The sequence below is a fragment of the Mycolicibacterium chengduense genome (assembly GCF_033741155.1).
Classification (GTDB): Bacteria; Actinomycetota; Actinomycetes; order Mycobacteriales; family Mycobacteriaceae; genus Mycobacterium.
Genome location: NZ_JAWQNH010000001.1, coordinates 523,111 through 545,216 on the forward strand (window position 1 = coordinate 523,111; position 22,106 = coordinate 545,216).

Here is a 22,106-nt window from a genome sequence, read left to right on the forward strand (position 1 = left end):
AACCACTACCCCCGACGAGTGGCCGCCGCCGGCGCCAGGAACGCCTGCAGGGCCGCCGAGTAGGTGGCGACGTCGGCCGCGCCCATCACCTCCCTGGCCGAATGCATGGCCAGCTGCGCCGCCCCCACGTCGACGGTGGGGATGCCGGTGCGCGCCGACGTCATCGGCCCGATGGTCGACCCGCACGGCAGGTCGGCTCGGTGCTCGTAGCGTTGCAGCGGCACCCCGGCCTGCCTGCACGCCAGCGCGAACGCCGCCGCGGTCCGGCCGTCGGTGGCGTACCGCAGGTTGGGCTGCACCTTGAGTACCGGACCGGCGTTGACGGCGATGAGGTGCCCGGGCTCGTGCCGGTCCGGGTAGTTCGGGTGGGTGGCATGGGCCATGTCGCCGGAGGCCACCATCGACTCGGCGCAGCGACGCAGGAAGTGCTCCCGACCGTGACCCGCCGCCAGCACGATGCGCTCCAGCACCGTCGGCAGCAGTTCGGACTGCGCCCCGTGATCGGACTGCGAACCGACCTCCTCGTGGTCGAACAGCGCGAGCACCGGGATGTGACTGTGCGGCTCGGCGGCGAGCAGCGCCTCCAGCCCGGCATAACAGGTCACCTGGTTGTCCAATCGCGGGGCGCTGACGAACTCCTGTCCGGCGCCGGTGATCGCCGACGGCGACAGGTCGTGGGTCATCAGGTCGAAGCCCAGCACCTCGGACTCGCGTACGCCGGCCCGTTCGGCGACGAACCCGATGAACGATCGCTGCTCGCCCACCCCCCAGATGGCGTTGACGTGCCGCTGCGGATCGGGGCTGACACCCTTGCGGTCGTCGGACAGATGGATGGCCAATTGCGGCACCCGCAGGATCGGGTCGTCGATGCGCACCAGCCGATGTGTCAGCTGCCCACCCTCCTCCACCGACAGCCGGCCGCTGATGCCGAGGTCGCGGTCCAGCCACGAGTTCAGCCACGCGCCACCGTAGGGTTCCAACGCCACCACCTGCCAACCCGCGACCATCCGGTCGGGGTGCTGTTTGACCCGCAGGTTGGGACTGTCGGTGTGACCGCCGACGATCCGGAACGGGACGTCGCCGGGTGTCGAATCCCAGGCGACCAGCGAGCCGGCCCGCACCGTGAAGAACTTGCCGCCGGTGTCGGGCCAGGACTCCGATTCGGACAGTTCGGTGTACCCGGCGGCCGCCAGCAGCCGCGCGGCCGTCGCACACACATGGAACGGGGACGGCGACGCGTCGATGAACTCACACAGGCTTTGGGGGCTAGCAGGCATCTTTTCATCTTGACCGGTGCGACGACGTCCGGCCGCGCTAGGGTCTGCGATGTGTCCGATCTCGTTCCGCAGGCGGTGCTCGCGCCACTGACCCCGGCCGCCATCTTCATGGTCGCCACCATCGACGACGGCGGCGAGCAGACCGTGCACGACGCCCTCGGCGATATCTCGGGTCTGGTCCGCGCCATAGGGTTTCGCGATCCGGCCAAGCACCTGTCGGTGATCACCTCGATCGGATCCGACGCCTGGGACCGGTTGTTCAGCGGGCCCCGCCCGGCCGAGTTGCATCCGTTCATCGCCCTTGAGGGCCCGCGGCACCGCGCCCCCTCGACGCCGGGGGATCTGCTGTTCCACATCCGAGCCGAATCGCTGGACGTCTGTTTCGAGTTGGCGGGCAAGATCGTCGCCGCCATGGACGGTGCCATCACCATCGTCGACGAGGTGCACGGCTTCAAGTTCTTCGACAACCGCGACCTGCTGGGCTTCGTGGACGGCACGGAGAACCCGGGCGGCCCGGTGGCTGTCAGCGCCAGCCAGATCGGCGACGAAGATCCCGATTTCGCCGGCGGCTGCTACGTGCACGTCCAGCGCTACCTGCACGACATTTCGGCGTGGAACGCGCTGTCCGTCGAGGAGCAGGAGCGGGTGATCGGCCGCACCAAGCTCGACGACATCGAACTCGACGACGCGGTGAAACCGGCGAATTCGCATGTAGCCCTCAACGTCATCTCCGACGACCAGGGCAACGAGCTGAAGATCCTGCGGCACAACATGCCGTTCGGCGAAATCGGTAAGGGCGAGTTCGGCACCTACTACATCGGGTATTCCCGCACCGCCGCGGTCACCGAGCGAATGCTGCGCAACATGTTCATCGGCGATCCGCCCGGCAACACCGATCGGATCCTGGACTTCTCCACCGCGGTCACCGGTTGCCTGTTCTTCACCCCGACCGCCAATTTCCTCGACGACCCGCCACCCATGCCCGGGGCGGCCGCACCCGCCCCCGCAACAGTCACCGTCACGCCCCCCTACTCCGGTTCACTGTCGATCGGCAGCCTGAAAGGACAACCTCAATGAACAACCTGTACCGCGAACTGGCGCCGGTCACCGACGAGGCGTGGGCCGAGATCGAGCAGGAGGCCACCCGCACCTTCAAACGGCATATCGCCGGCCGCCGGGTGGTCGACTGCACCGGCCCCACCGGCGCCACCACCGCCGCGGTGTCCACCGGCCACCTGCTGGACGTGACCTCCCCCGGTGACGGCGTGATCGCACACCTGCGCGACAGCCGGCCGCTGGTGCGGCTGCGGGTGCCGTTCACCATCACCCGCGACGCCATCGACGACGTCGAACGCGGCTCGCAGGACTCGGACTGGGACCCGGTCAAGGACGCCGCCAAGAAGCTGGCGTTCGCCGAGGACCGGGCGATCTTCGAAGGGTATGCCGAGGCCAACATCCAAGGCATCCGCGCGGCCAGCTCGAACCCCGGCCTGGCGCTGCCCGAGGATCCGCGCGGCTACCCCGACGTGATCGCCCAGGCGCTGTCGGAGCTGCGGCTGGCCGGTGTCGACGGCCCGTACTCGGTGCTGCTGTCGGCCGACGCATACACCAAGGTCAGCGAGACCACCGAACACGGCTACCCGCTGCGCGAGCACCTCAACCGGGTGGTCGACGGGGACATCATCTGGGCCCCGGCCATCGACGGAGCCTTCGTGTTGTCAACCCGCGGAGGCGATTTCGATCTGCAGATCGGTACCGACGTGTCGATCGGCTATCTGAGCCACGACGCCCAGACCGTGCAGCTGTACCTGCAGGAGACGTTCACCTTCCTGAACTACACCGCCGAAGCGTCGGTCGCCCTGAGCGCCTGATCGGCCCGGGCGCTCACCGCTTGTCGTCGCCCTCGGGTTTGAGGTGCCGCCACCAACAGGCGATGTAGATGCTCATGGACGCAACCAGGGCCACCACCACCCAGAGCACCACGGTGACGTCCACCCACGTTCCCATCGGTGGCGCATCGGGCAACGCGTTGCGCAGCGGCACGACGGCGAACAGCATCGCCGCGAACCACGTCGTCATCGGTGGTTGGAACTTGCGCTGATTGCGCAGGGTCTGCGTGGCGACGACGACGCCCAGCACGGCAATGGTGATCAGTGCGCCCAAGATGATGGCGGCAAACGCGGCGGTGCTCGGCGACCGAAGCAAGTCAACCCGGTACACCGCGGACGCGTCGGACGCTTCGTGCGAGGGGACGCTGAACATCCAGCCGGGCACCCTGTCGACGAACGTTGCCCAGGTTCGCTGCGGGACTCGGTTGGTCCCCTGCACCACCTCGACGGTGATGGGGCCGGATTTGTACCGGTCAAAGGGGTACCCACCGGGGTTGCCCGCGATGGTGAGCGCGACGGGGAACACCCCCGGCACGGTGCCCTTGGCCCAGCTGCGCGTGGTCGGCGTGACGGCCGAATGGATTGCGACACTGAGGTCTTCGGTCAGGCCGTGCGTTACCGGATCGAGTAACCCCGGCCCCGGCGTCACGGTGACGTTGGCAACCATCTCACCCTTAACTGCGTGCACCTCTTCCAGGTCGAACACGACCGAGGTGGCGCCGGGCACCGGCTGATCGACCGGTAGCGCCTGGGGACCGCCGAGACCGGTGGCCGCGTACAGGATGATGGTGGTGACGTATGCCGCAATGATGACAAAGACGCCAAGGGCCACACGGACTTTCATAAAGGCCTTTCAGATGAACTCGCTCGCCGAATGTCCGGACCGGAAGAGCGGGCGCGAACATCAGGAGTCTAAGTCCGGGGATACCGAATCCGTCGACTACGGACGCGAGCGATTCGTCGGAAAACCCAAAACTTTTGGCCATCCGGCGCTTTGACAGCCAGCCCAACCCGGACTGCTGCGGTGAACCGGCAGTTACGCCGTCAGCACCGCATCCAGCGCGGAGTAGAACAGGCCCAGGCCGTCGTCGGACGGTCCGGTCAGCGGCTCGGTGGCGTGTTCGGGGTGCGGCATCAGCCCCACCACCCGGCCGTCGGCCGAGCTGACCCCGGCGATCCCGCGCATCGACCCGTTCAGGTTCTCGCGGTAGCGGAACACCACGCGGCCCTCGCCCTCGAGTTCGTCGAGCACGGCCTCGGAGGCCACATACCGGCCCTCGCCCGATTTCAGCGGCACCAGCAGGTCGGCGTCCTGCTCGTAACGGGTGGTCCAGGCCGTGGTGTTCGACGCCACCTGCAGCCACACGTCGCGGCAGATGAAGTGCAGCCCGGCGTTGCGGGTGAGTGCACCCGGCAACAGGCCCGACTCGCACAGCACCTGGAAGCCGTTGCAGATGCCCAGCACCGGCATCCCGCCGCGGGCCGCGTCGACGACGGAGCGCATCACCGGCGCGAAACTGGCGATGGCGCCGGCGCGCAGGTAGTCGCCGTAGGAGAAGCCGCCGGGCACCACCACCGCGTCGACGCCCTTGAGGTCGGCGTCGGCGTGCCACAGCGCCACGGCCTCTCCCCCGGCCAGCCGCACCGCGCGCGCGGCGTCGACATCGTCGAGCGTGCCGGGGAAGGTGATCACACCTACTTTCGCCCCGCCTGAAGGGGCGCTCACGCCTGCTCCCGGGTCACGACGAAGTCCTCGATGACCGTGTTGGCCAGCAGCGACTCGGCGATCTCGGTCAGTGCCGCGTCGGACACCGAGTCGTCGACCTCCAGCTCGAACCGCTTACCCTGCCGGACGTCGGACACACCGCCATGGCCGAGCCGTCCCAACGCGCCGACGATCGCCTGCCCCTGCGGGTCGAGGATCTCGGCCTTGGGCATCACGTGCACTACGACGCGGGCCACGGGTACTCCTTCACGAGCGGTAAATGTGGTCTTGATCGGCTGTAACTCTACCGACGTGAATACAAGCCACAATGGAGCCATGCAACTCACGCACTTCGGCCACTCCTGCCTGCTGGCCAGCTTCGGCAACGGCACCGAGGGCGAGACGACGGTGCTGTTCGATCCCGGCACCTTCTCACACGGCTTCGAGGGCATCACGGGCCTGGACGCGATCCTGATCACCCATCAGCATCCCGACCATGCCGACACCGCCCGGCTACCCGCCCTGGTGGAGGCGAATCCGCAGGCCACGCTGTACGCCGATCCGCAGACCGCGGCGCAGCTGGGCGAGCCGTGGACGGCCGTGCACGCGGGCGACACGTTCACCGTCGGTCACCTGACGGTGCGCGGCGTCGGCGGCACGCACGCCACCATCCACCCCGACATCCCGGTGATCGACAACACGTCCTACCTGATCGGCGACGGGGACCACCCGGCCCGGCTGATGCACCCGGGTGATGCGCTGTTCGCCCCGGGCGAGCCGGTCGACGTACTGGCCACCCCCGCGGCGGCACCCTGGATGAAGATCGCCGAGGCCGTCGACTACCTGCGTGCGGTGGCGCCGGCCCGGGCGGTACCGATCCATCAGGGCATCATCGACCCGTCGGCCCGCGGGATCTACTACGGCCGACTCTCGGAGATGACCGATACCGACTTCCAGGTGCTCGAAGCGGAGAACGGAACGCAGTTCTGAACGGGCACGCACTGCTGCGCTGGTGGCCGCCCATCGCCATCGCGGCCATGGTAGGGCTCGGGCTGCTGGTCGGGCACGGCAACACCGCGTTCGACACCACCGCGCTGACCGTGCTGAACAGGATCTTCGGCCGCGACCCCATCTGGATGCTCTACGTCACCTGGGGGGTGGCGATGGTCGTGCTGCTGGCCGTCGCGGTACTGGTGGCGCTGTGGCGACGACGATGGCGGGTCGCGGTGGTGGCGGCCCTGTGCCCGGCCGTGGCGCTGATCGGATCGCGGGTGCTCAAGAAGCTGTTCGGCCGGACCAAGGGCGACGGCACCTCATGGGCCTACGCCTATCCGAGCGGGCATACCACCGTCGTCACCACCGTCACCGCGATGCTGGTGCTGGCCACCGGCTATGCGCTGTGGCGGGTGGCGCTGGCCGTGGTGGTCAGCGTGATCGGCGGGCTCGGCATGGCCGCGACCGACCTGCACTATCTGACCGATATCTTCGGTGGCTGGCTGTGGGCCACCGCGATGGTGTGCCTGGCGGTGCTCGCGGCCGGACCTCAGGCGGTGTCCCGGGCAGCAGCGCGACCCGCGGCCCTGCCGGAGAACACACAGCCGCCCAGGAAGGTGCCCTCCAGCGAGCGGTAGCCGTGCACGCCGCCGCCGCCGAACCCGGCGGCCTCCCCGGCCGCATACAGTCCGTCGAAGGTGCCGCCGCCGGCCGTGAGCACCCGGGATTCCAGGTCGGTATGTAAGCCGCCCAACGACTTCCGGGTCAGGATATGGAGTTTGACGGCGATCAACGGGCCGGCCTTGGGATCGGTCAGCCGATGCGGCGCGACGACCCGGGCCACCCGCTCGGCCAGGTAGCCGCGCGCCCCGCGGATCGCGGTGATCTGCCCGTCCTTGGTGAAGCGGTTCACCACCTCGCGGTCGCGCGCGGTCACCTCGGCCTCCACCGTGGCGTAGTCCAGGGGAACCACGCCGTCGACGCCGTTCATTGCGGATACCAGCTCCCGCAACGAGTTTGCCGTCACGAAGTCCGGGCCGCGGTCCACGAAGGCGCGCACCGGGGCGGGTCCGCCGTCCCGGCCGCGGGTCAGCACGGCGCGTACGCTGCGCCCGGTCAGGTCCGGGTTCTGCTCCTGCCCGGACAGGCCGAACTCCTTGGCGATGATGCGGGCGTTGAGCACGAACCAGGTGTAGTCGTAGCCGGTGGTGGCGATGTACTCCAGGGTGCCCAACGTGTCGAAGCCCGGGTAGAGCGGCACCGGCAGGCGTTTCCCGGTGGCGTCGAGCCACAGCGATGACGGGCCTGGCAGGATCCGGATGCCGTGGTTGGGCCACACCGGGTCGTAGTTGGTGATGCCCTCGGTGTAGTGCCACATCCGGTCGGCGTTGATGACCTGCGCTCCTGCGGCCTCGGCGATCCCGATCATCCGTCCGTCGACGTGTTCGGGCACCCCGGACAGCATGGTCGCCGGGGGCGTGCCCATCCGGGCCGGCCAGTTCTTCCGCACCAGGTCATGGTTGCCGCCGATACCACCGCTGGCCACGATGACGGCCTGTGCCCGGAATTCGAACTCGCCCACGGTGTTCCGTGACGACGCGACACCACGTTCGGCGGTCGACGATTCCAGCACCGCCCCGCGCACCCCGACGACGGCACCGTTTTCCACGATGAGTTCGTCGACGCGGTGCCGGTGGGCGAACCGGACGGCGGAGTGACCCAGCAGGCGGCGGGCGAAGATGTCCACCAGCGCCGGCCCGGTACCCCAGGTGATGTGGAACCGCGGCACCGAATTGCCGTGTCCGCGCGCGTCGTAGCCGCCACGCTCGGCCCAGCCGACCAACGCGAAGGTCTGCAGCCCACGGGCGCGCAGCCAGGCACGCTTCTCGCCGGCGGCGAAATCGACATAAGCATGCGCCCATTGCTTGGGCCAGTGGTCCTCGGGCCGGTCGAAACCTGCGGAACCGAGCCAGTCCTGCAGGGCCAGTTCGTGGCTGTCCCGGATACCGAGCCGGCGCTGCTCGGGACTGTCGACGAAGAACAGCCCGCCGAACGACCAGAACGCCTGACCGCCGATGTTGGCGGCGTTCTCTTGGTCGATGATCAGGACGCGGCGGCCGCGCTCGATCAGCTCACAGGCGGCGACCAACCCGGCCAGTCCCGCCCCCACCACGATGACGTCGGCATCCATGCCGCCCACGTTATCCCGAAGCGCCGAGCGTCAGGCGGCATCCGGCTTCGTGATGGCGGCAGGCACCGCCCAGCGGTACAGCGACGGCAGGCAGCCGTGCATGAGCGCCAGGTCGACCGCATCGAGGATGGCCCGACGGGTCCCGTCGCTGGACAGCTGGCGGGCCGACACCGCCAGCCGGATCGTTCCGCCGCGCCGTGCGCTGCGATCGGCCGAGAGCACCAGCGTCCGGCACCACCACGGCTCGGTGAGGAACCCCTCGCCGATGCCGAGCACCCGGGCCCGCACGGTGGTGTCCCGCACCAGGTCGGTGATGCCGGACAGGCCGACCAGCAACCGGAACCCGTTGCGCGGCAGTGCGGTGATCGTTCCCTGCGAGACGTTCCAGCCGGGTGCGGCGAACAGTCGGGTGCGCAGGCCCAGGTGCTCGAGCACGCGATCAGCGCCCATCAACCGCAGGTTCGCCTCGTGCGCGGGCAGCACCGCGAACTCACCGCGGCGGGTCTTGGTGGCGGCCTCGTCGAAACCGTGCAGGATGATCGCGTCACCGCGGGCGCGACGCTGCGCGAGCCAGTCCACGGTCTCGCGATCATTTTCCAGCCGGTAGTCGCCCTTGAGCCGCGGCGCGACCATCAGCGATAGCGGCACGCCGCGGGCGTCCAGTTCGGTGCAGAACGCCACCACCTCGGTCAGGGTGCGATCCCTGATGCCCGAGAGGGAGACGATCAGTTCTCCTGCCACCCGCCCAGTGTGGCAACGTCAGGTGTCGCGACGGTTGCCAACACCCGCACGGAAGTTGACTTCTGGGACAGTTATCCGGCCAGTACCGCTTCGATGGCCGCGATCACCTCGGGCGCGTCCGGTTCGGTGCGCGGCCGGAACCGGTTCACCACGGTGCCGTCCGGCGCCAGCAGGAACTTCTCGAAGTTCCACTGGATGTCGCCGGCCGCGCCGTCGGCGTCGGGGGTTTTGGTCAGTTCGGCGTAGAGGGGGTGCCGGTCGGCGCCGTTGACGTCGGTTTTGGCCAGCAGCGGGAACGTGACGCCGTAGGTGGTCGAGCAGAACGTCTGGATCTCGTCGGCGGTGCCCGGTTCCTGGCCCATGAACTGGTTACAGGGCACCCCGACGACGGTGAGGCCACGCTCGCCGTACGTCTGGGCCAGTCGTTCCAGCGCGCCGTACTGCGGGGTGAGACCACATTGCGAGGCGACGTTGACGACCAGCGTTGCGCCACTGGACAAGTGGGCCAGTGTGGTGGGAGTGCCGGACAGCGTGGTCAGCGGGAGGTCTTTGATATGTCCTGAGCTCACGGCACCCGACGCTAGCCGTCGAACAGGATCGCCGCCAGCCTCTCGACGGTGGCGATCGGATCGCCGGTGGTGCGTCTCTTGTCGATGGCGTCGTTGAGCCACAGCTGCGCGAAGCCGTGCACCAGCGACCAGGCGGCCAGCGCGGCACCGGCCGGGTCGGCCGTGGCGTGCGGGTCGGTCAGGGTGCCGACACCGCGATCGAGTTCGGCTCCGGCCGCGGCGGCGGCCGCCACCACGTCGGGGTCGCGCTCGTCGTACAGCGATTTGTCGAACATCACCTCGTAGTGGCCGGGATGGTCGAGCGCGAACCGCACGTACGCCTTGGCCGCGTCGATGAACGCGGGGCGGGCCTCGGCCAGCGCCACGGTCAGCAGCCGGAAGCCCTCGGCGGCCAGCGCGGTGAACAGCCCGCGCCGGTCGGTGAAGTGGTGCGCCGGCGCGGCATGCGACACCCCGGCCGAGCGGGCCAGCTCACGCAGCGATATCCCGTCGGCGCCCCGCTCGGCGACCAGCGCCGCGGCCTCGGCAAGGATGACCGCTCGCAGGTCGCCATGGTGGTACGTCCGCTTGGTCACCCGGACATCGTATCTTGACAGCGTCAAGATACTGGGGTGTTGACGAACCTAGCCGTCCACCTGACCGCTGCCGTAGTGGTCGCGGTCGGCGGTGGCCAGCACCCAGGCGTACTGGAAGGCGGCTTCCTTCCAGCGTTCGTAGCGTCCGCTGATACCACCGTGCCCGGCCGCCATCTCCGTCTTCAACAGCACCGGGTGGTCATCGGTCTTGACATGGCGCAGTGCGGCAACCCATTTCGCCGGCTCCACGTAGTAGACCCGGGTGTCGTTGAGCGATGTCATGGCCAGGATGGCCGGGTAATCCTTGGCCTCGACGTTCTCGTACGGCGAGTACGATTTCATGTACTCGTAGACGTTCTTGTCCTCCAGCGGATTTCCCCACTCGTCCCATTCGGTGACGGTCAACGGCAGGGACGGATCCAAGATGGTGGTCAGCGGGTCGACGAACGGCACCTGGGCCAGCACCCCGGCGAACGCCTGCGGCGCCAGGTTGGTCACCGCGCCGATCAGCAGACCGCCGGCGCTGCCGCCCAGAGCCACCAGATTCTCCGGTCGGGTCAGGCCTGTTTCCACGAGATGCTCTGCCACTGCGATGAAATCGGTGAAGGTGTTGCGCTTGTGCAGCATCTTGCCGTTCTCGTACCACGGCCGGCCCAACTCACCGCCACCGCGCACGTGCGCCACCGCGAACACCATGCCGCGGTCCAGTAGCGACAACCGGGCGATGGAGAAACGCGGGTCCTCGCACGACTCGTAGGCGCCGTAGCCGTACAACAACGCCGGCGCAGGGAAAGGCAACCCGACCCGGTGGACGATCGAAATCGGGATCCTGGCACCGTCTCCGGCGACGGCCCAGTCCCGACGTTCGATGTAATCATCCGGCCGGTAGTCGCCAAGAACGGGCTGCTCGCGCAACAGGGTGCGCTCGCCGGTGGTCAGGTCCAGGTCGTAGATGCGTACCGGCAGCACGAACGATGTCGCGCCGACACGCAGCTTCGGCGAGGACCAGTTCGGGTTACCCGACAAGCCGGCGGACATCAGCTCAGACTCGAAGGCGATCTCCTCGGGCGCGCCATAGGAACCGTCGGCGGTGATGGGCCACAACTGGATTCGGGGCAGCGCCTCGCGGCGATAGCTGACCACGAGGTGCTTCTCGAATGCGTCGACCCCATCGAGACGCACGTCGTCGCGGCCTTCGATGAGGGTGCGGAACGCGGTCGGGTCGCTGACCGGTGCGTCGACGAGGGTGAAGTTGACCGCGCCGTCGTTGTGCATGATGAGGAAGCGGTCCTCACCACCGACGACGGCGTGCTCCACCGAGTACTCGACGAGGTCGCGCCGCGGCAGCACGACGGTGAACTCCGCTTCGGGGTCGGTCGCGTCGGCGTAGTGCACCTCGGTGGTGACGGCGCTGCCCGCCGCGATGAGCACGTACTTGTCGCTGCGGGTGCGCCCGACCGCCAGCCAGAAGCGTTCGTCGGGTTCGTGGAACACCTTCTGGGCGGGCAGCCCCGACGCCAGCCGGTGCCGCCACACGGTGTCCGGGCGCCACGCGTCGTCGACCGTCACGTAGTAGACGGTGCGGTTGTCGGCCGCCCAGGTGACTCCGGAGCCGATTCCGGCGATCACGTCCTCGTACAGTTCGCCGGTGCGTAAGTCCTTGAACCGCAAGGTGTAGCGTTCGTCGCCCTTGACGTCCACCGAGTAGGCCAGGATGTTGCCGTCGATGCTGACGCTGATCGCACCGAGTGCGAAGAAGTCGTGGCCCTCGGCTTCGACGTTCTCGTCGAGCAGGATCTGCTCGCCGGGAATCGGGGTGTTCTCGTCCAGCTCCGGCGGCGTCCAGTCGTCGGGATCGGCGATGGGACAGCGGCATTGGACGCCGTACTGCTTGCCCTCGAAGCTGCGGGCGTAGTACCACCAGTTGCCGCGCCGGGTCGGAACCGACAGATCCGTTTCCTTGGTGCGAGCCTTGATCTCGTCGAAGATCTTCTGCCGCAGCGGCGCCAGTTGCTCGGTGACCTGGTCGGCATAGGCGTTCTCCGCCTCCAGGTGGGCGATGACCTCGGGATTGTCTTTCTCGCGCAGCCACTCGTAGTGGTCGATGAAGACGTCACCGTGGTGCTCGCGGCGCTTCGGAACGCGCTTGGCAATGGGTGCGGTCTGGCTCATGCGCCGATCCAATCGCCGAAGCTCAGGCCCGAGATGCGCTCGTAGGCCTCGATATAACGCGCCCGGGTGGCTGCCGCTATCTCCGCGGGCAGCGGCGGCGGGGGCGTGCTGCCGTGCCGGTCCCAGCCGGAGTCCGGCCCGGTCAGCCAGTTACGGACGAACTGCTTGTCGTAGCTGGGCTGCACCACGCCGGGTTGATAGGTGTCGGCCGGCCAGTACCGCGACGAATCCGGGGTCAGTACCTCGTCGGCCAGCACCAGTTCGCCGTCGGCGTCCACACCGAACTCGAACTTGGTATCGGCAACGATCACTCCCTTGCTCAGGGCGTGGTCGGCGGCCTTGGAGTACACGGCCAGGGTCTGGTCGCGCAGCTGCGCCGCGCGCTGCTCGCCGACGAGCGTGACGACGGCGTCGAAGGCGATGTTCTCGTCGTGGTCACCGAGTTCGGCCTTGGTGGCCGGGGTGAAGATCGGCTGCGCGAACTTGCTGGCCTCCCCCAGCCCCGCGGGCAGCTCGATCCCGCATACCGCTCCGGTCTGCCGGTAGTCGATCAGACCCGACCCGGTCAGGTAGCCGCGGGCGACGCATTCGACGGGCAGCATCTCCAGCCGGCGGACCACCAACGCGCGCCCGAGCACCTCGGCGGGGATGCGTTCGTCGTCGGGCGGGCCGGCCAGGTGGTTGGGCACGCCGAGGTGGTCGAAGAAGAACACGCTCATCGCGGTGAGGATCCGACCCTTGTCGGGGATCTCGGTGTCCAGAACGTAGTCGAAGGCGGAGATGCGGTCGGAGGCCACGAACAGCAGGTGATCGTCGTCGATGCGGTACAGCTCGCGAACTTTGCCGCTGGCCAGATGCCGGTAGTCGGTCAGAGCGGGGCGCATCCGCCCACCCTATGTGCTGGGATCGGAACCATGACTTCGCGGTACCTGCCCTACGCCACCAAACCGGGTCGGCTGCTGGTGCAGCTGCTCAGTGACATCGCGGTCATCGTCTGGACCGCCATCTGGGTGATGGTGGGCGGGGCGGTGTACGCGGCCGTCGCCACCATCTCCGAGGTGGGCCGCCAGGTGCAGAGCGGCGCCGACGGAGTGTCCGGCAACCTGGCCTCGGCCGGTGACAGCACCGATGACGTGCCACTGATCGGCGGCACCCTGGCCGGCCCGCTGAAGGCGGCCAGCCGCGCCGCCGATGAGATCGCCGGCGCCGGGCACAGCCTCGACGTGACCGCGAGCTGGCTGGCCTGGGTGCTGGCGTTGGCGGTGGCGGCCACCCCGATCCTGGCCGTCGCGATGCCCTGGTTGTTCCTGCGGGTGCGATTCTTCCGCCGCAAGCTGATGGTGTTGTCCCTGGCCTCCAGCCACGCCGGCCAGGAACTGCTGGCCATGCGCGCGCTGGCCAACCGGCCGCTGGCCAAGCTCACCGCCGTCGACCCCGACCCGATCGGTGCCTGGCGCCGCGACGACCGGATGGCCATCCGGGGCCTGGCCCTGCTGGAACTGCACGCCGCCGGCATCCGGCTCAAGTCGTAGCGATTTGTGGAGCCGCACCCGTAACCATTACGGGTACGGCTCCACAAATCACAAAGATGGGAACCTGTCGGCGCCGGCCCGCGTCCGAAACAGCATGCTCAGTGATCTCCTACGCGAACACGACGGTGTGATCACCTTGGCGCAGGCTCTGCGGGCCGGCCTCAGCCAAGACGACATCGATTACCGAGTTCGCAGCGGACAATGGCTCCGCTGCGCTCGCGGTGTCTACTTCGCCGACGACCGGCAGTTCACCGATGCGGCGCGCGTACGCGCTGCCGTGTGGTCCTACGGCGCGGAAGGCGTAGCCAGCGGGTTGACCGCGGCATGGTGGCATCACCTGACGCAGTTCGCTCCCGACATCGTCGAGGTGACCGTTCCCAGAGAGCGGCGACGTCGGATGCACCCCGGCACCAAGCTGCGGCGACGCGATCTCGACCCACGTGAAATCATCGAGGTCAGCGATCTTCGTGTGACAACCCTCCCGTTGACGGTCATCGAGGCTGCCGTCCGTCGCGGTGGAGGCGCCAAGGTCATGGACACCGCACTGCAGCGCCACCTCGAACTGCCCGAGCTTTGGAAATCCCACCTGAACAACAAGGGCAGGCACGGCTCGCCGAGAGCGCGCATCCTGTTGTTGGCGGCCGGGGATGGCGCACGTTCCGAGGCCGAACGCCTGCTCGGGAAGCTGCTCCGGCAAGCCGGCATCACCGGATGGAAGGCCAACTTTCGGGTGGCCGGGTACAAAGTCGACTACGGCTTTCCCGCGGCCACTCTGGCACTGGAGACCGACGGCTGGGCCTTCCACAGCGACGCGGAGGTGTTTCACAGCGACCGGATCCGGCAGAACGCGTTGATTCTCGCGGGCTGGCAGGTTCTCCGATTCACGTGGTTGGACCTCAACGAGTACCCCGACCGGGTCGTCGCAGAGATCAAACGGGCTCTGAAGCAGAGACTTGTGGAGCCGCACCCGTAACCATTACGGCTGCGGCTCCACAAATCGCACGAAAAGGTGCCGAATTCCGGTGTGCCGGTTGCTGCGCGTCCACTCCACCGGGGCCACCAACTGTGCGCCGGAGAACCGCGCCAGCAGCTCGGAGAACATCACCCGCAACTCCAGCCGGGCCAGGTTCGCACCAAGGCAGTAGTGCACGCCGTAACCGAAACCCAAGTGCTGGTTCGGCTTACGGGTGATGTCGAAGACATCCGGGTCGGCGAACACCGCCGAGTCGCGGTTGGCCGAGCCCTCCCACACCTGTACCTTCTGCCCCGCCTCGATCGCGCATCCGCCCAATGTCACGTCCCGCGTCGCGGTGCGTCTTTTCGACGGCGACGGCGTGGTCCAGCGCACCATCTCCTCGATTGCCGTGGGCAGCAACGACCTATCGGCCCGCAAGGCCGCCCACTGCTCGGGATGGGAGATCAGCGACAACAGCCCCCCGGCCACCGCGTTGCGGGTGGTCTCGGCACCGGCACTGAACAGCAAGCTGAAGAACAGATAGAGCTCCAGGTCCGACAGCGCGGCATCGGTGGCGTTGGCGACGACCGAAAGCATGTCGTCGGTGGGCTGCGCGCGTTTGGCGGCGATCAGCTCCATGCCATAGGTGTACATCCGTGAGCCGGCTTCCTCGGCGGTCAGTTGACCGACCGACGCACTGCGACCGGAGAAGTCGAACTGCGGCTCGATCGCGTGGAACAGCCAATGCCGTTCGGACTCCGGGATTCCCAGCAGGATGCAGATCATCTGCATGGGCAGCTCGGCGGCCACCTCGACCAGGAAGTCCAAGGGCTCACCGGGTGTGACGGCGTCCAGCAGGGCGCGGGTCCGAGACCGCAGGTCGTCTTCGACGCGCGCGATCATCCGCGGTGTCAGTCCCGACGACACCAGCTTGCGGATCTGCGCATGCCGCGGATCGTCCATCATGTTGAGCACCTGGCCGGCGATCGCCAGGTCCTGCAACAACGTGCCGCCGTAGGGCCGCGGGCCACCGGTGACCGACGAGAACGTCACCGGGTCACGCAGCACGGCAAGGGTTTCGGCGTGGGTGGCAACCGACCAGAAGCCCTCGCCGTCCGGGGTGTGTTCGGTGGGTTCGTGCCAGTACACCGGCGCCTGCGCGCGATGCGCGGCGAACAGCTCATGGGGAAACCCCTGAGCGAAATTATCCAGATCGGTCAGATCCGGCAGGGTCACAAGATGGCACCCGAGGTGTACTTGGCCGCCTCGGGGTAGCGGCTCACCAGCTCGTCGACCGCGCCGACCACGGTGTCGACCTGCGCCGAGGCCGCGCCGCTGAACGCCGCACGGTCGGCCAGCGCGGCGTCGAGCGCCACCCGGTCCAGCGGCAACCGGGGGTCGGCCGCCAGCCGGTCCAACAGGTCTGGCTCCGAACCCTTTTCGCGCATGGCCAACGCCACCGCGACGGCGTGTTCCTTGATGACCTCGTGGGCGGCCTCCCGTCCCACCCCGGCCCGCACGGCGGCGATGAGGATGCGGGTGGTGGCCAGGAACGGCAGGTAGCGGTCCAGCTCGCGCTGGATCACCGCGGGGTAGGCGCCGAACTCGTCGAGCACCGTCAGGAAGGTCTCGGTCTGACCGTCGATGGCGAAGAAGGCATCAGGCAGCGCCACGCGGCGCACCACCGAACAGAACACGTCACCCTCGTTCCATTGCGCGCCGGCCAGTTCGGCGGCCATCGACGCGTATCCGCGCAGCACCACCTGCAGGCCGTTGACGCGTTCACAGGAGCGGGTGTTCATCTTGTGCGGCATGGCCGACGAGCCGACCTGCCCTGGCGCAAAGCCCTCGGTGACCAGTTCGTGGCCGGCCATCAACCGGATGGTGTGGGCGAACGACGACGGTCCCGCCCCCAGCTGCACCAGTGCCGAGATCACGTCATGGTCCAGCGAGCGCGGGTACACCTGCCCGACGCTGGTGAAAACGTCTGCGAATCCCAGGAATTCGGCAACGCGGCGCTCCAGCTCGGCCAGCCGTGCGGTGTCACCGTCGAAGAGGTCGAGCATGTCCTGCGCGGTGCCCATCGGGCCCTTGATGCCGCGCAGCGGGTAACGGTCGATGAGTTCACGCAGCCGCTGCAATGCCACCAGCGTCTCCTCCGCCGCCGACGCGAAGCGCTTGCCCAGCGTGGTGGCCTGTGCCGCGACGTTGTGCGAGCGCCCCGCCATCACCAGGTCGCGATAGAGCACGGCCCGCTCGGCCAGCCGCGCCACGACGGCCACCCCGTGCGCGAACACCAGCTCCAGTGATCGGCGGATCTGCAGTTGTTCGACGTTCTCGGTGAGGTCGCGGCTGGTCATGCCCTTGTGCACATGCTCGTGTCCGGCCAGCGCGTTGAACTCCTCGATGCGGGCTTTCACGTCGTGGCGGGTGACGCGTTCGCGGGCCGCGATGGACGCCAGATCGACGTTCTCCAGCACGCGTTCGTAGTCGGCCACCACCCCGTCGGGCACCGATACGCCGAGCTCGGCCTGCGCCCGCAACACCGCCAACCACAGGCGGCGTTCGGCGATGATCTTGGCTTCGGGTGACCAGATGGCCACCATTTCATCACTCGCGTAGCGGTTGGCCAGGACGTTCGGGATGCTCACGACCACACAGCTTACGAGTCAGTCGAATGGCGCGAGAACGTCGATCACATCCATCAGGGTGGCGCGGGCAGTCTCGCGCGGGGTGTCGCCGTCGTCGACGAGGGCGGCGACGACCGCACCGTCGACGGCCCGCACCATCGCGGTGAGCAGTTCGGCGTGCACCGTGCGCCCGGATCGCTCCACCACCTCGACCACGGCGTCGGTGCGCTGGCGCAGGATCCGGCGCTGGATATCGCGCAGTTCGGGCTGCCGGGCGCAGGCGATATAGCGCTCGTAGCGGGAGATCAGTTCGGGCACCCGCGAGCCGGGGTCGTCACCGACGAGCAGGTCGACCAGCAGGTCGGCCGTGGACTCCGCGCCGCGCTTGCGCCGGGACAGCGTCGCCACCTGTGACTTCATCTGCTCGGCCTCGCGGGCGCCGATATGTTCGACGGCCTTGGCGATGAGATCCTCCAGCGAGGAGAAGTAGTAGGTCGTCGACGCCAATGGCAGACCGGCCCGGCGCGCAACTGCCCGATGGCGCACCGCGTCGATGCCGCCCTCGCACAGCAGATCGGCGGCGGCGCTCACAAGAGCGCCCCGCCGCCGTTCCCCTTTGGGAGTCACTGCCGCCGTCACGCCTTGCATGCTGCCAGCAAAGGGCCTGTTGTATGGGGGTTTTTGGCAATCACCAAGCCACTGCACAAGTTCGGTGGGCGCCCGATGGCATGATGGCCCGCATGCCAGACGTGACGCGCCGGACGGTTCTGCAACTGGGCCTGGGCGCGGCCGCCGGTGCGGCCGGTGCCTACGCGCTGGGCACCGCCGCGAGCGCCCCGGACACCGCCGCCCCACCGGTGGCGATGACGAGTGTGGGGGCGCCGCTCGCCCCGCCTCCGGTGCCGCAGCAGCCGGCGCCGACGTATGTCACCGGGTCGTTCGTGTCGGCGGCTCGCGGCGGGATCACCACCAACTGGGCCATCGCGCGCCCGCCCGGCCAGACAGCGCCACTGCGGCCCGTCATCGCGCTGCACGGCAAGGGCAGCGACGCCGCCACGGTGATGGCCGGCGGGGTGGAGGACGGTTTGGCGCAGGCGGTGGCCACCGGCATCCCGCCGTTCGCGGTGGTGGCGGTCGACGGCGGCGGAGGGTACTGGCACAAGCGCGCCGACGGTGACGACGCCGGCGCGATGGTGCTCGACGAACTCATCCCGATGCTGGCGGCCCAGGGCCTGGACACCTCCCGGGTCGGCTTCCTGGGATGGTCGATGGGCGGATACGGCGCGCTGCTGCTCGGCGCGCGGCTGGGCCCGGCGCGGACCGCGGCGATCTGCGCGGTCAGCCCGGCATTGTGGACATCGTCAGGGGCGGCCGCGCCGGGAGCGTTCGACGGCGCCGAGGACTACGCCGCCAACAGTGTGTGGGGGCTGCCCGCGCTCGGCCAGATCCCGATCCGCATCGACATCGGCAACAGCGACCCGTTCGCGTCGGCGACGCGGGAGTTCATCGCGCAGCTGCCGACGCCGCCGGCGGGGGGCTTCTCGCCCGGCGGCCACGACGCCGGCTTCTGGAGTTCGCAGCTGCCTGCCGAGGCGGCTTGGCTGGGTCCGCTACTGGTCGCCTAGACTGATCCGGCCCTCGGCAGCTGCCAACCCGATATCGGTGCGGAAATGACTGCCGGGCAACCGGATCGAGTCGATCCGCCGGTAGGCGTCGGCCCGTGCGGCGGTCAGGTCGGCGCCGGTGCCCACCACCGACAACACCCGGCCACCCGAGGACACGATGGCACCGTCGTCACGCCGACTGGTACCGGCGTGCAGCACGCCCTCGGCCTCCGAGCCGGTGATCGCATCACCGACACGCGGCCGGCCAGGATAGTTCTCGGCGGCGACGACCACCGTGACGGCCGAACCGTCGCGCCAGCGCAGCGGCGGATGCTCGGCCAGCGAGCCGGTGGCGGCGGCGTGCAGCAGCGTCCCCAGCGGGGAGTCCAGCAGGGCGAGTACCGCCTGCGTCTCGGGATCGCCGAAACGGCAGTTGAATTCGACGACGGCGGGGCCGTTGGAGGTGATGGCCAGGCCGGCGTAGAGCAGGCCGGAGAACGCACTGCCGCGTGAGACCATCTCGGCGGCAACGGGTTTCACCACCTCGTCGACGATCTGGGCGAGCACCTCGGCCGGCAACCAGGGCAGCGGCGTGTAGGCGCCCATCCCGCCGGTGTTGGGCCCGGTGTCGTTGTCGCCGACGCGCTTGAAGTCCTGCGCGGGCAGCAGGGGGACCACCGTTTCGCCGTCGACGACGCAGAACAGCGACACCTCCGGACCGTCCAGGAACGATTCGAGCAGCACCGGGTGCCCGGTCTCCAGCAGTTCGGCGGCGTGGGCGCGGGCGGCGTCCCGGTCGGCGGTGACGACGACGCCCTTGCCGGCAGCCAGACCGTCGTCCTTGACCACCCAGGCCCGCTGACCGGCGGCCGGGCCGAACCGGTCCAGCGCCGCGTCCAGGTGAGCGGGATTGTCGACGATCTCACTGGTGGCGGTCCGCACCCCCGCGACGGCCATCACATCCTTGGCGAACGCCTTGGACCCCTCGATGCGGGCGGCATCCTTGGACGGCCCGAAGGTGGCGATGCCCGCGGAGCGCAGCGCGTCGGCGACCCCGAGCACCAGGGGCACCTCGGGGCCGATGACCACCAGGTCGGCGTTCAGCCGCTGCGCCAGCGCAACGACCGCCTCCCCCGACGTCGCATCGACGTCGTATTGCTCGGCAACAGCGGCGGTGCCGGCGTTACCCGGGGCCACGGCCAGGTAGTCGACGCCCGGATCGCGGCTCAGGGCGAGCAGCAGGGCGTGTTCACGGGCACCGGATCCGATCACGAGGACGCGCACGAGTGCTCACCCTATCGGCCGCGGTCCGACGCCGACACCAAAGCCGCGGCCATACAGTTGACATTCCAGTGTATGGTCGGTTTAGCGAGTGCGGTACGTCACAGGAGGACACCGATGACCACGACAAATGCCTGCCCCTTCGGCGACCGGATCGACTTCACAGACCCAGACGTCCTGTTGCGCGGCATTCCGGTCACCGAGTTCGCCGCGCTGCGCAAGACCGCGCCGGTGTGGTGGAACGAGCAGCAGGAATCGATCTTCGGCGACGGCGGCTACTGGGTGATCAGCCGCCACGAGGACATCAAGGCCATCTCCCGCAACGGCGACATCTGGTCCACCAACTCCAAAGGCGCGGTCATGCGCCTACCCGACGGCATCACCGCCGATCAGCTCGAGCTCACCAAGGCACTGCTCATCAATCACGACGCACCCGAACACACCCGACTGCGCAAGCTGGTGTCCCGGCTGTTCACCCCCCGCTCGGTGGCGGGGCTGGAACAGAAACTGGCCGACTCGGCACGCGCCATCGTGGCCGCGGCCAAGGAGAAGGACACCGGCAACTTCGTCGACGACATCGCCATGGGCCTGCCGCTGCAGGCCATCGCGGACCTCATCGGCGTCCCGGAAGAAGACCGGGAGAAGATCTTCCACTGGTCCAACTGCATCATGAACACCGACGACCCGGATTTCGACTCCGACCCGACCACCGCCAACGCGGAGTTGATGGGCTACGCGTACACCATGGCCGAGCAGCGCCGGGCATGTCCGGCCGACGATATCGTCACCCGCCTGGTGCAGGCCGACATAGATGGAGAGTCCATCACCGAGGTCGAGTTCGCGTTCTTCGTCATCCTGCTGGCCGTCGCCGGCAACGAGACCACCCGCAACGCGATGACCCACGGCATGAACGCATTCTTCGACAACCCGGACCAGTGGGAGCTCTTCAAACGCGAACGGCCCGACACCGCCATCGAGGAGATCATCCGGTGGGCCACCCCGGTGCACTGCTTCCAGCGCACCGCGCTGGTGGACACCGAGGTCGGCGGGGTCACCATCGGCAAGGGCCAGCGCGCCGGGCTGTTCTACAGCTCGGCCAACTACGACGAAGAGGTCTTCGAGAACCCCTTCCGGTTCGACATCCTGCGCAACCCGAATCCGCATCTGGCGTTCGGCGGGAACGGTGCTCACTTCTGCATCGGCGCCAACCTGGCCCGCATGGAAATCAAGCTGATGTTCAACGAGATCGCCGACCAGATCCCCGACATCTCGAAGCTCGCCGAACCCCAGCGACTGCGCTCCGGCTGGATCAACGGCGTCAAGGACCTGCAGGTCGCCTACCAGTAAGCTGCCCGGGTGCGCACCCACGGCTGGTCCGGCGACGCCCCGGCGTCCGACGATGAGGCCGTCGCGCGCATCCTGGCCGCCGCGGGCAAGGCCATCGACGAGCGCGGCGCCGATTTCTCCATCGCCGACATTGCGCGCACCCTGGGCGTCACCCGGCAGACGGTGTACCGCTACTTCCCCAGCACCGATGCGCTGTTGATCCAGGCCGGCGTCGTCGCTGCCACCGATTTCCTGGACCGTCTCGCGGCCCACATCGAGGGCTTGACCGATCCGATGGATGCCGCCGTCGAGGCCATCGCGACCGCGCTGGAGTGGTTACCCAAGGACAAGCACATCGGGTTGTTGTTGGCGCCGGGCCGTACGCCGGCGCACACCGAATCGGTGACCTCCGACCTCGGTCTACAGTTCGCGCAGTCGGTGGTACGTCGCTTCGACGTCGATTGGGCCGCAGCGGGTTTCGACGACGATGAACTCGACGAGCTGGCCGAGTACCTGCTGCGCATCATCCAGTCGTTCGTGATCGACCCGGGCCGTCCGCCGCGCACCGGCGCCCGGCTGCGCGATTACCTGCGCCGCTGGGTCGCGCCGGCGCTGCGCCGTTAGTGCGATTTGTGGAGCCCTACCCGTAATGATTACGGGTAGGAC

Annotated in this window: 23 protein-coding genes; 9 read left to right on the plus strand and 14 right to left on the minus strand. The window is 68.4% G+C overall.

Annotation, left to right across the window (positions count from 1 at the left end; genetic code table 11):
• Positions 1–5 precede the first annotated feature (5 nt).
• A complete protein-coding gene (locus tag SBI67_RS02640) occupies positions 6–1,277 on the minus strand; it encodes a M18 family aminopeptidase (RefSeq protein WP_318979055.1) in 1,272 nt (423 codons plus the stop codon).
• Between the two features lie 51 nt (positions 1,278–1,328).
• Here SBI67_RS02640 and SBI67_RS02645 point away from each other — a divergent pair, with 51 nt between their 5' ends.
• Together SBI67_RS02645 and SBI67_RS02650 are read left to right on the plus strand one after the other, a co-directional pair.
• Positions 1,329–2,354 (plus strand): Dyp-type peroxidase, encoded by a 1,026-nt coding sequence (locus SBI67_RS02645; protein WP_318979056.1) that lies wholly within the window; start codon positions 1,329–1,331, stop codon positions 2,352–2,354.
• Positions 2,351–3,148: a family 1 encapsulin nanocompartment shell protein gene (locus tag SBI67_RS02650; protein WP_266046753.1), complete on the plus strand. Its 798-nt coding sequence runs from the start codon at positions 2,351–2,353 to the stop codon at positions 3,146–3,148. Before SBI67_RS02645 ends, SBI67_RS02650 begins: the two co-directional genes overlap by 4 nt.
• Before the next feature lie 13 nt (positions 3,149–3,161).
• Here SBI67_RS02650 and SBI67_RS02655 read toward each other — a convergent pair whose 3' ends face one another.
• The 3 genes from SBI67_RS02655 to purS all read right to left on the minus strand — a co-directional run bounded on the left by SBI67_RS02655 (position 3,162) and on the right by purS (position 5,128).
• Complete coding sequence (locus SBI67_RS02655; protein WP_318979057.1) at positions 3,162–4,010, minus strand: DUF4436 domain-containing protein; 849 nt, start codon at positions 4,008–4,010, stop codon at positions 3,162–3,164.
• 192 nt (positions 4,011–4,202) lie between these two features.
• On the minus strand, positions 4,203–4,892 hold the full coding sequence (purQ, locus tag SBI67_RS02660; protein ID WP_318979058.1) for a phosphoribosylformylglycinamidine synthase subunit PurQ: 690 nt from the start codon (positions 4,890–4,892) through the stop codon (positions 4,203–4,205).
• Positions 4,889–5,128 (minus strand): phosphoribosylformylglycinamidine synthase subunit PurS, encoded by a 240-nt coding sequence (purS, locus tag SBI67_RS02665; RefSeq protein WP_318979059.1) that lies wholly within the window; start codon positions 5,126–5,128, stop codon positions 4,889–4,891. The genes purQ and purS overlap by 4 nt, the downstream gene beginning before the upstream one ends.
• A gap of 79 nt (positions 5,129–5,207) precedes the next feature.
• On the opposite strand from purS, the gene SBI67_RS02670 reads away from it, so the two are divergent.
• Positions 5,208–5,861, plus strand: a complete 654-nt coding sequence (locus SBI67_RS02670) for an MBL fold metallo-hydrolase (RefSeq protein ID WP_318979060.1) — start codon at positions 5,208–5,210, stop codon at positions 5,859–5,861.
• A gap of 47 nt (positions 5,862–5,908) precedes the next feature.
• Positions 5,909–6,502, plus strand: a complete 594-nt coding sequence (locus SBI67_RS02675; protein WP_318979061.1) for a phosphatase PAP2 family protein — start codon at positions 5,909–5,911, stop codon at positions 6,500–6,502.
• On the opposite strand, the gene SBI67_RS02680 is transcribed toward SBI67_RS02675, so the two are convergent.
• The 6 genes from SBI67_RS02680 to SBI67_RS02705 all read right to left on the minus strand — a co-directional run bounded on the left by SBI67_RS02680 (position 6,415) and on the right by SBI67_RS02705 (position 12,996).
• Positions 6,415–8,055, minus strand: a complete 1,641-nt coding sequence (locus tag SBI67_RS02680; RefSeq protein ID WP_318979062.1) for an FAD-binding dehydrogenase — start codon at positions 8,053–8,055, stop codon at positions 6,415–6,417. The genes SBI67_RS02675 and SBI67_RS02680 overlap by 88 nt on opposite strands.
• A 30-nt stretch (positions 8,056–8,085) precedes the next feature.
• Entirely contained in the window at positions 8,086–8,796 is a 711-nt protein-coding gene (locus SBI67_RS02685) for a DUF2334 domain-containing protein (protein WP_318979063.1), read from the minus strand.
• A gap of 71 nt (positions 8,797–8,867) precedes the next feature.
• Positions 8,868–9,350: a glutathione peroxidase gene (locus SBI67_RS02690; protein WP_413232402.1), complete on the minus strand. Its 483-nt coding sequence runs from the start codon at positions 9,348–9,350 to the stop codon at positions 8,868–8,870.
• A gap of 26 nt (positions 9,351–9,376) precedes the next feature.
• The gene (locus SBI67_RS02695) at positions 9,377–9,940 is read right to left on the minus strand and encodes a TetR/AcrR family transcriptional regulator (RefSeq protein ID WP_318979065.1); all 564 of its coding nucleotides are present in this window, start codon (positions 9,938–9,940) and stop codon (positions 9,377–9,379) included.
• A gap of 48 nt (positions 9,941–9,988) precedes the next feature.
• A complete protein-coding gene (locus tag SBI67_RS02700) occupies positions 9,989–12,112 on the minus strand; it encodes a S9 family peptidase (RefSeq protein WP_318979066.1) in 2,124 nt (707 codons plus the stop codon).
• Positions 12,109–12,996, minus strand: coding sequence for a phosphoribosylaminoimidazolesuccinocarboxamide synthase (locus SBI67_RS02705; protein ID WP_318979067.1), 888 nt, complete (start codon positions 12,994–12,996; stop codon positions 12,109–12,111). The genes SBI67_RS02700 and SBI67_RS02705 overlap by 4 nt, the downstream gene beginning before the upstream one ends.
• 30 nt (positions 12,997–13,026) lie before the next feature.
• On the opposite strand from SBI67_RS02705, the gene SBI67_RS02710 reads away from it, so the two are divergent.
• Together SBI67_RS02710 and SBI67_RS02715 are read left to right on the plus strand one after the other, a co-directional pair.
• Positions 13,027–13,644: a hypothetical protein gene (locus SBI67_RS02710; protein WP_318979068.1), complete on the plus strand. Its 618-nt coding sequence runs from the start codon at positions 13,027–13,029 to the stop codon at positions 13,642–13,644.
• A 94-nt stretch (positions 13,645–13,738) separates the two neighbouring features.
• Complete coding sequence (locus SBI67_RS02715; protein ID WP_318979069.1) at positions 13,739–14,617, plus strand: PDDEXK-like endonuclease domain-containing protein; 879 nt, start codon at positions 13,739–13,741, stop codon at positions 14,615–14,617.
• Positions 14,618–14,620: 3 nt separating this feature from the next.
• Here the strand turns inward: SBI67_RS02715 and SBI67_RS02720 are convergent, their stop codons facing one another.
• The 3 genes from SBI67_RS02720 to SBI67_RS02730 are packed head-to-tail and all read right to left on the minus strand — an operon-like array spanning position 14,621 to position 17,877.
• Positions 14,621–15,835: a cytochrome P450 gene (locus SBI67_RS02720; RefSeq protein ID WP_318979070.1), complete on the minus strand. Its 1,215-nt coding sequence runs from the start codon at positions 15,833–15,835 to the stop codon at positions 14,621–14,623.
• Positions 15,832–17,250, minus strand: coding sequence for an adenylosuccinate lyase (gene purB, locus SBI67_RS02725; RefSeq protein WP_318979071.1), 1,419 nt, complete (start codon positions 17,248–17,250; stop codon positions 15,832–15,834). The genes SBI67_RS02720 and purB overlap by 4 nt, the downstream gene beginning before the upstream one ends.
• 18 nt (positions 17,251–17,268) lie before the next feature.
• The gene (locus tag SBI67_RS02730; protein ID WP_318979072.1) at positions 17,269–17,877 is read right to left on the minus strand and encodes a TetR/AcrR family transcriptional regulator; all 609 of its coding nucleotides are present in this window, start codon (positions 17,875–17,877) and stop codon (positions 17,269–17,271) included.
• Between the two features lie 80 nt (positions 17,878–17,957).
• On the opposite strand from SBI67_RS02730, the gene SBI67_RS02735 reads away from it, so the two are divergent.
• Positions 17,958–18,854 (plus strand): alpha/beta hydrolase, encoded by an 897-nt coding sequence (locus tag SBI67_RS02735; RefSeq protein ID WP_318979073.1) that lies wholly within the window; start codon positions 17,958–17,960, stop codon positions 18,852–18,854.
• Here SBI67_RS02735 and purD read toward each other — a convergent pair.
• Complete coding sequence (gene purD, locus SBI67_RS02740; RefSeq protein WP_318979074.1) at positions 18,840–20,117, minus strand: phosphoribosylamine--glycine ligase; 1,278 nt, start codon at positions 20,115–20,117, stop codon at positions 18,840–18,842. The two genes, SBI67_RS02735 and purD, sit on opposite strands and share 15 nt — an antisense overlap.
• Positions 20,118–20,231: 114 nt before the next feature.
• On the opposite strand from purD, the gene SBI67_RS02745 reads away from it, so the two are divergent.
• Together SBI67_RS02745 and SBI67_RS02750 are read left to right on the plus strand one after the other, a co-directional pair.
• The gene (locus tag SBI67_RS02745; protein WP_318979075.1) at positions 20,232–21,461 is read left to right on the plus strand and encodes a cytochrome P450; all 1,230 of its coding nucleotides are present in this window, start codon (positions 20,232–20,234) and stop codon (positions 21,459–21,461) included.
• A 9-nt stretch (positions 21,462–21,470) separates the two neighbouring features.
• Positions 21,471–22,064 carry a TetR/AcrR family transcriptional regulator gene (locus tag SBI67_RS02750; protein WP_318979076.1) on the plus strand — a complete coding sequence of 198 codons (594 nt, stop codon included), beginning with the start codon at positions 21,471–21,473 and terminating at the stop codon, positions 22,062–22,064.
• Positions 22,065–22,106: the final 42 nt, after the last annotated feature.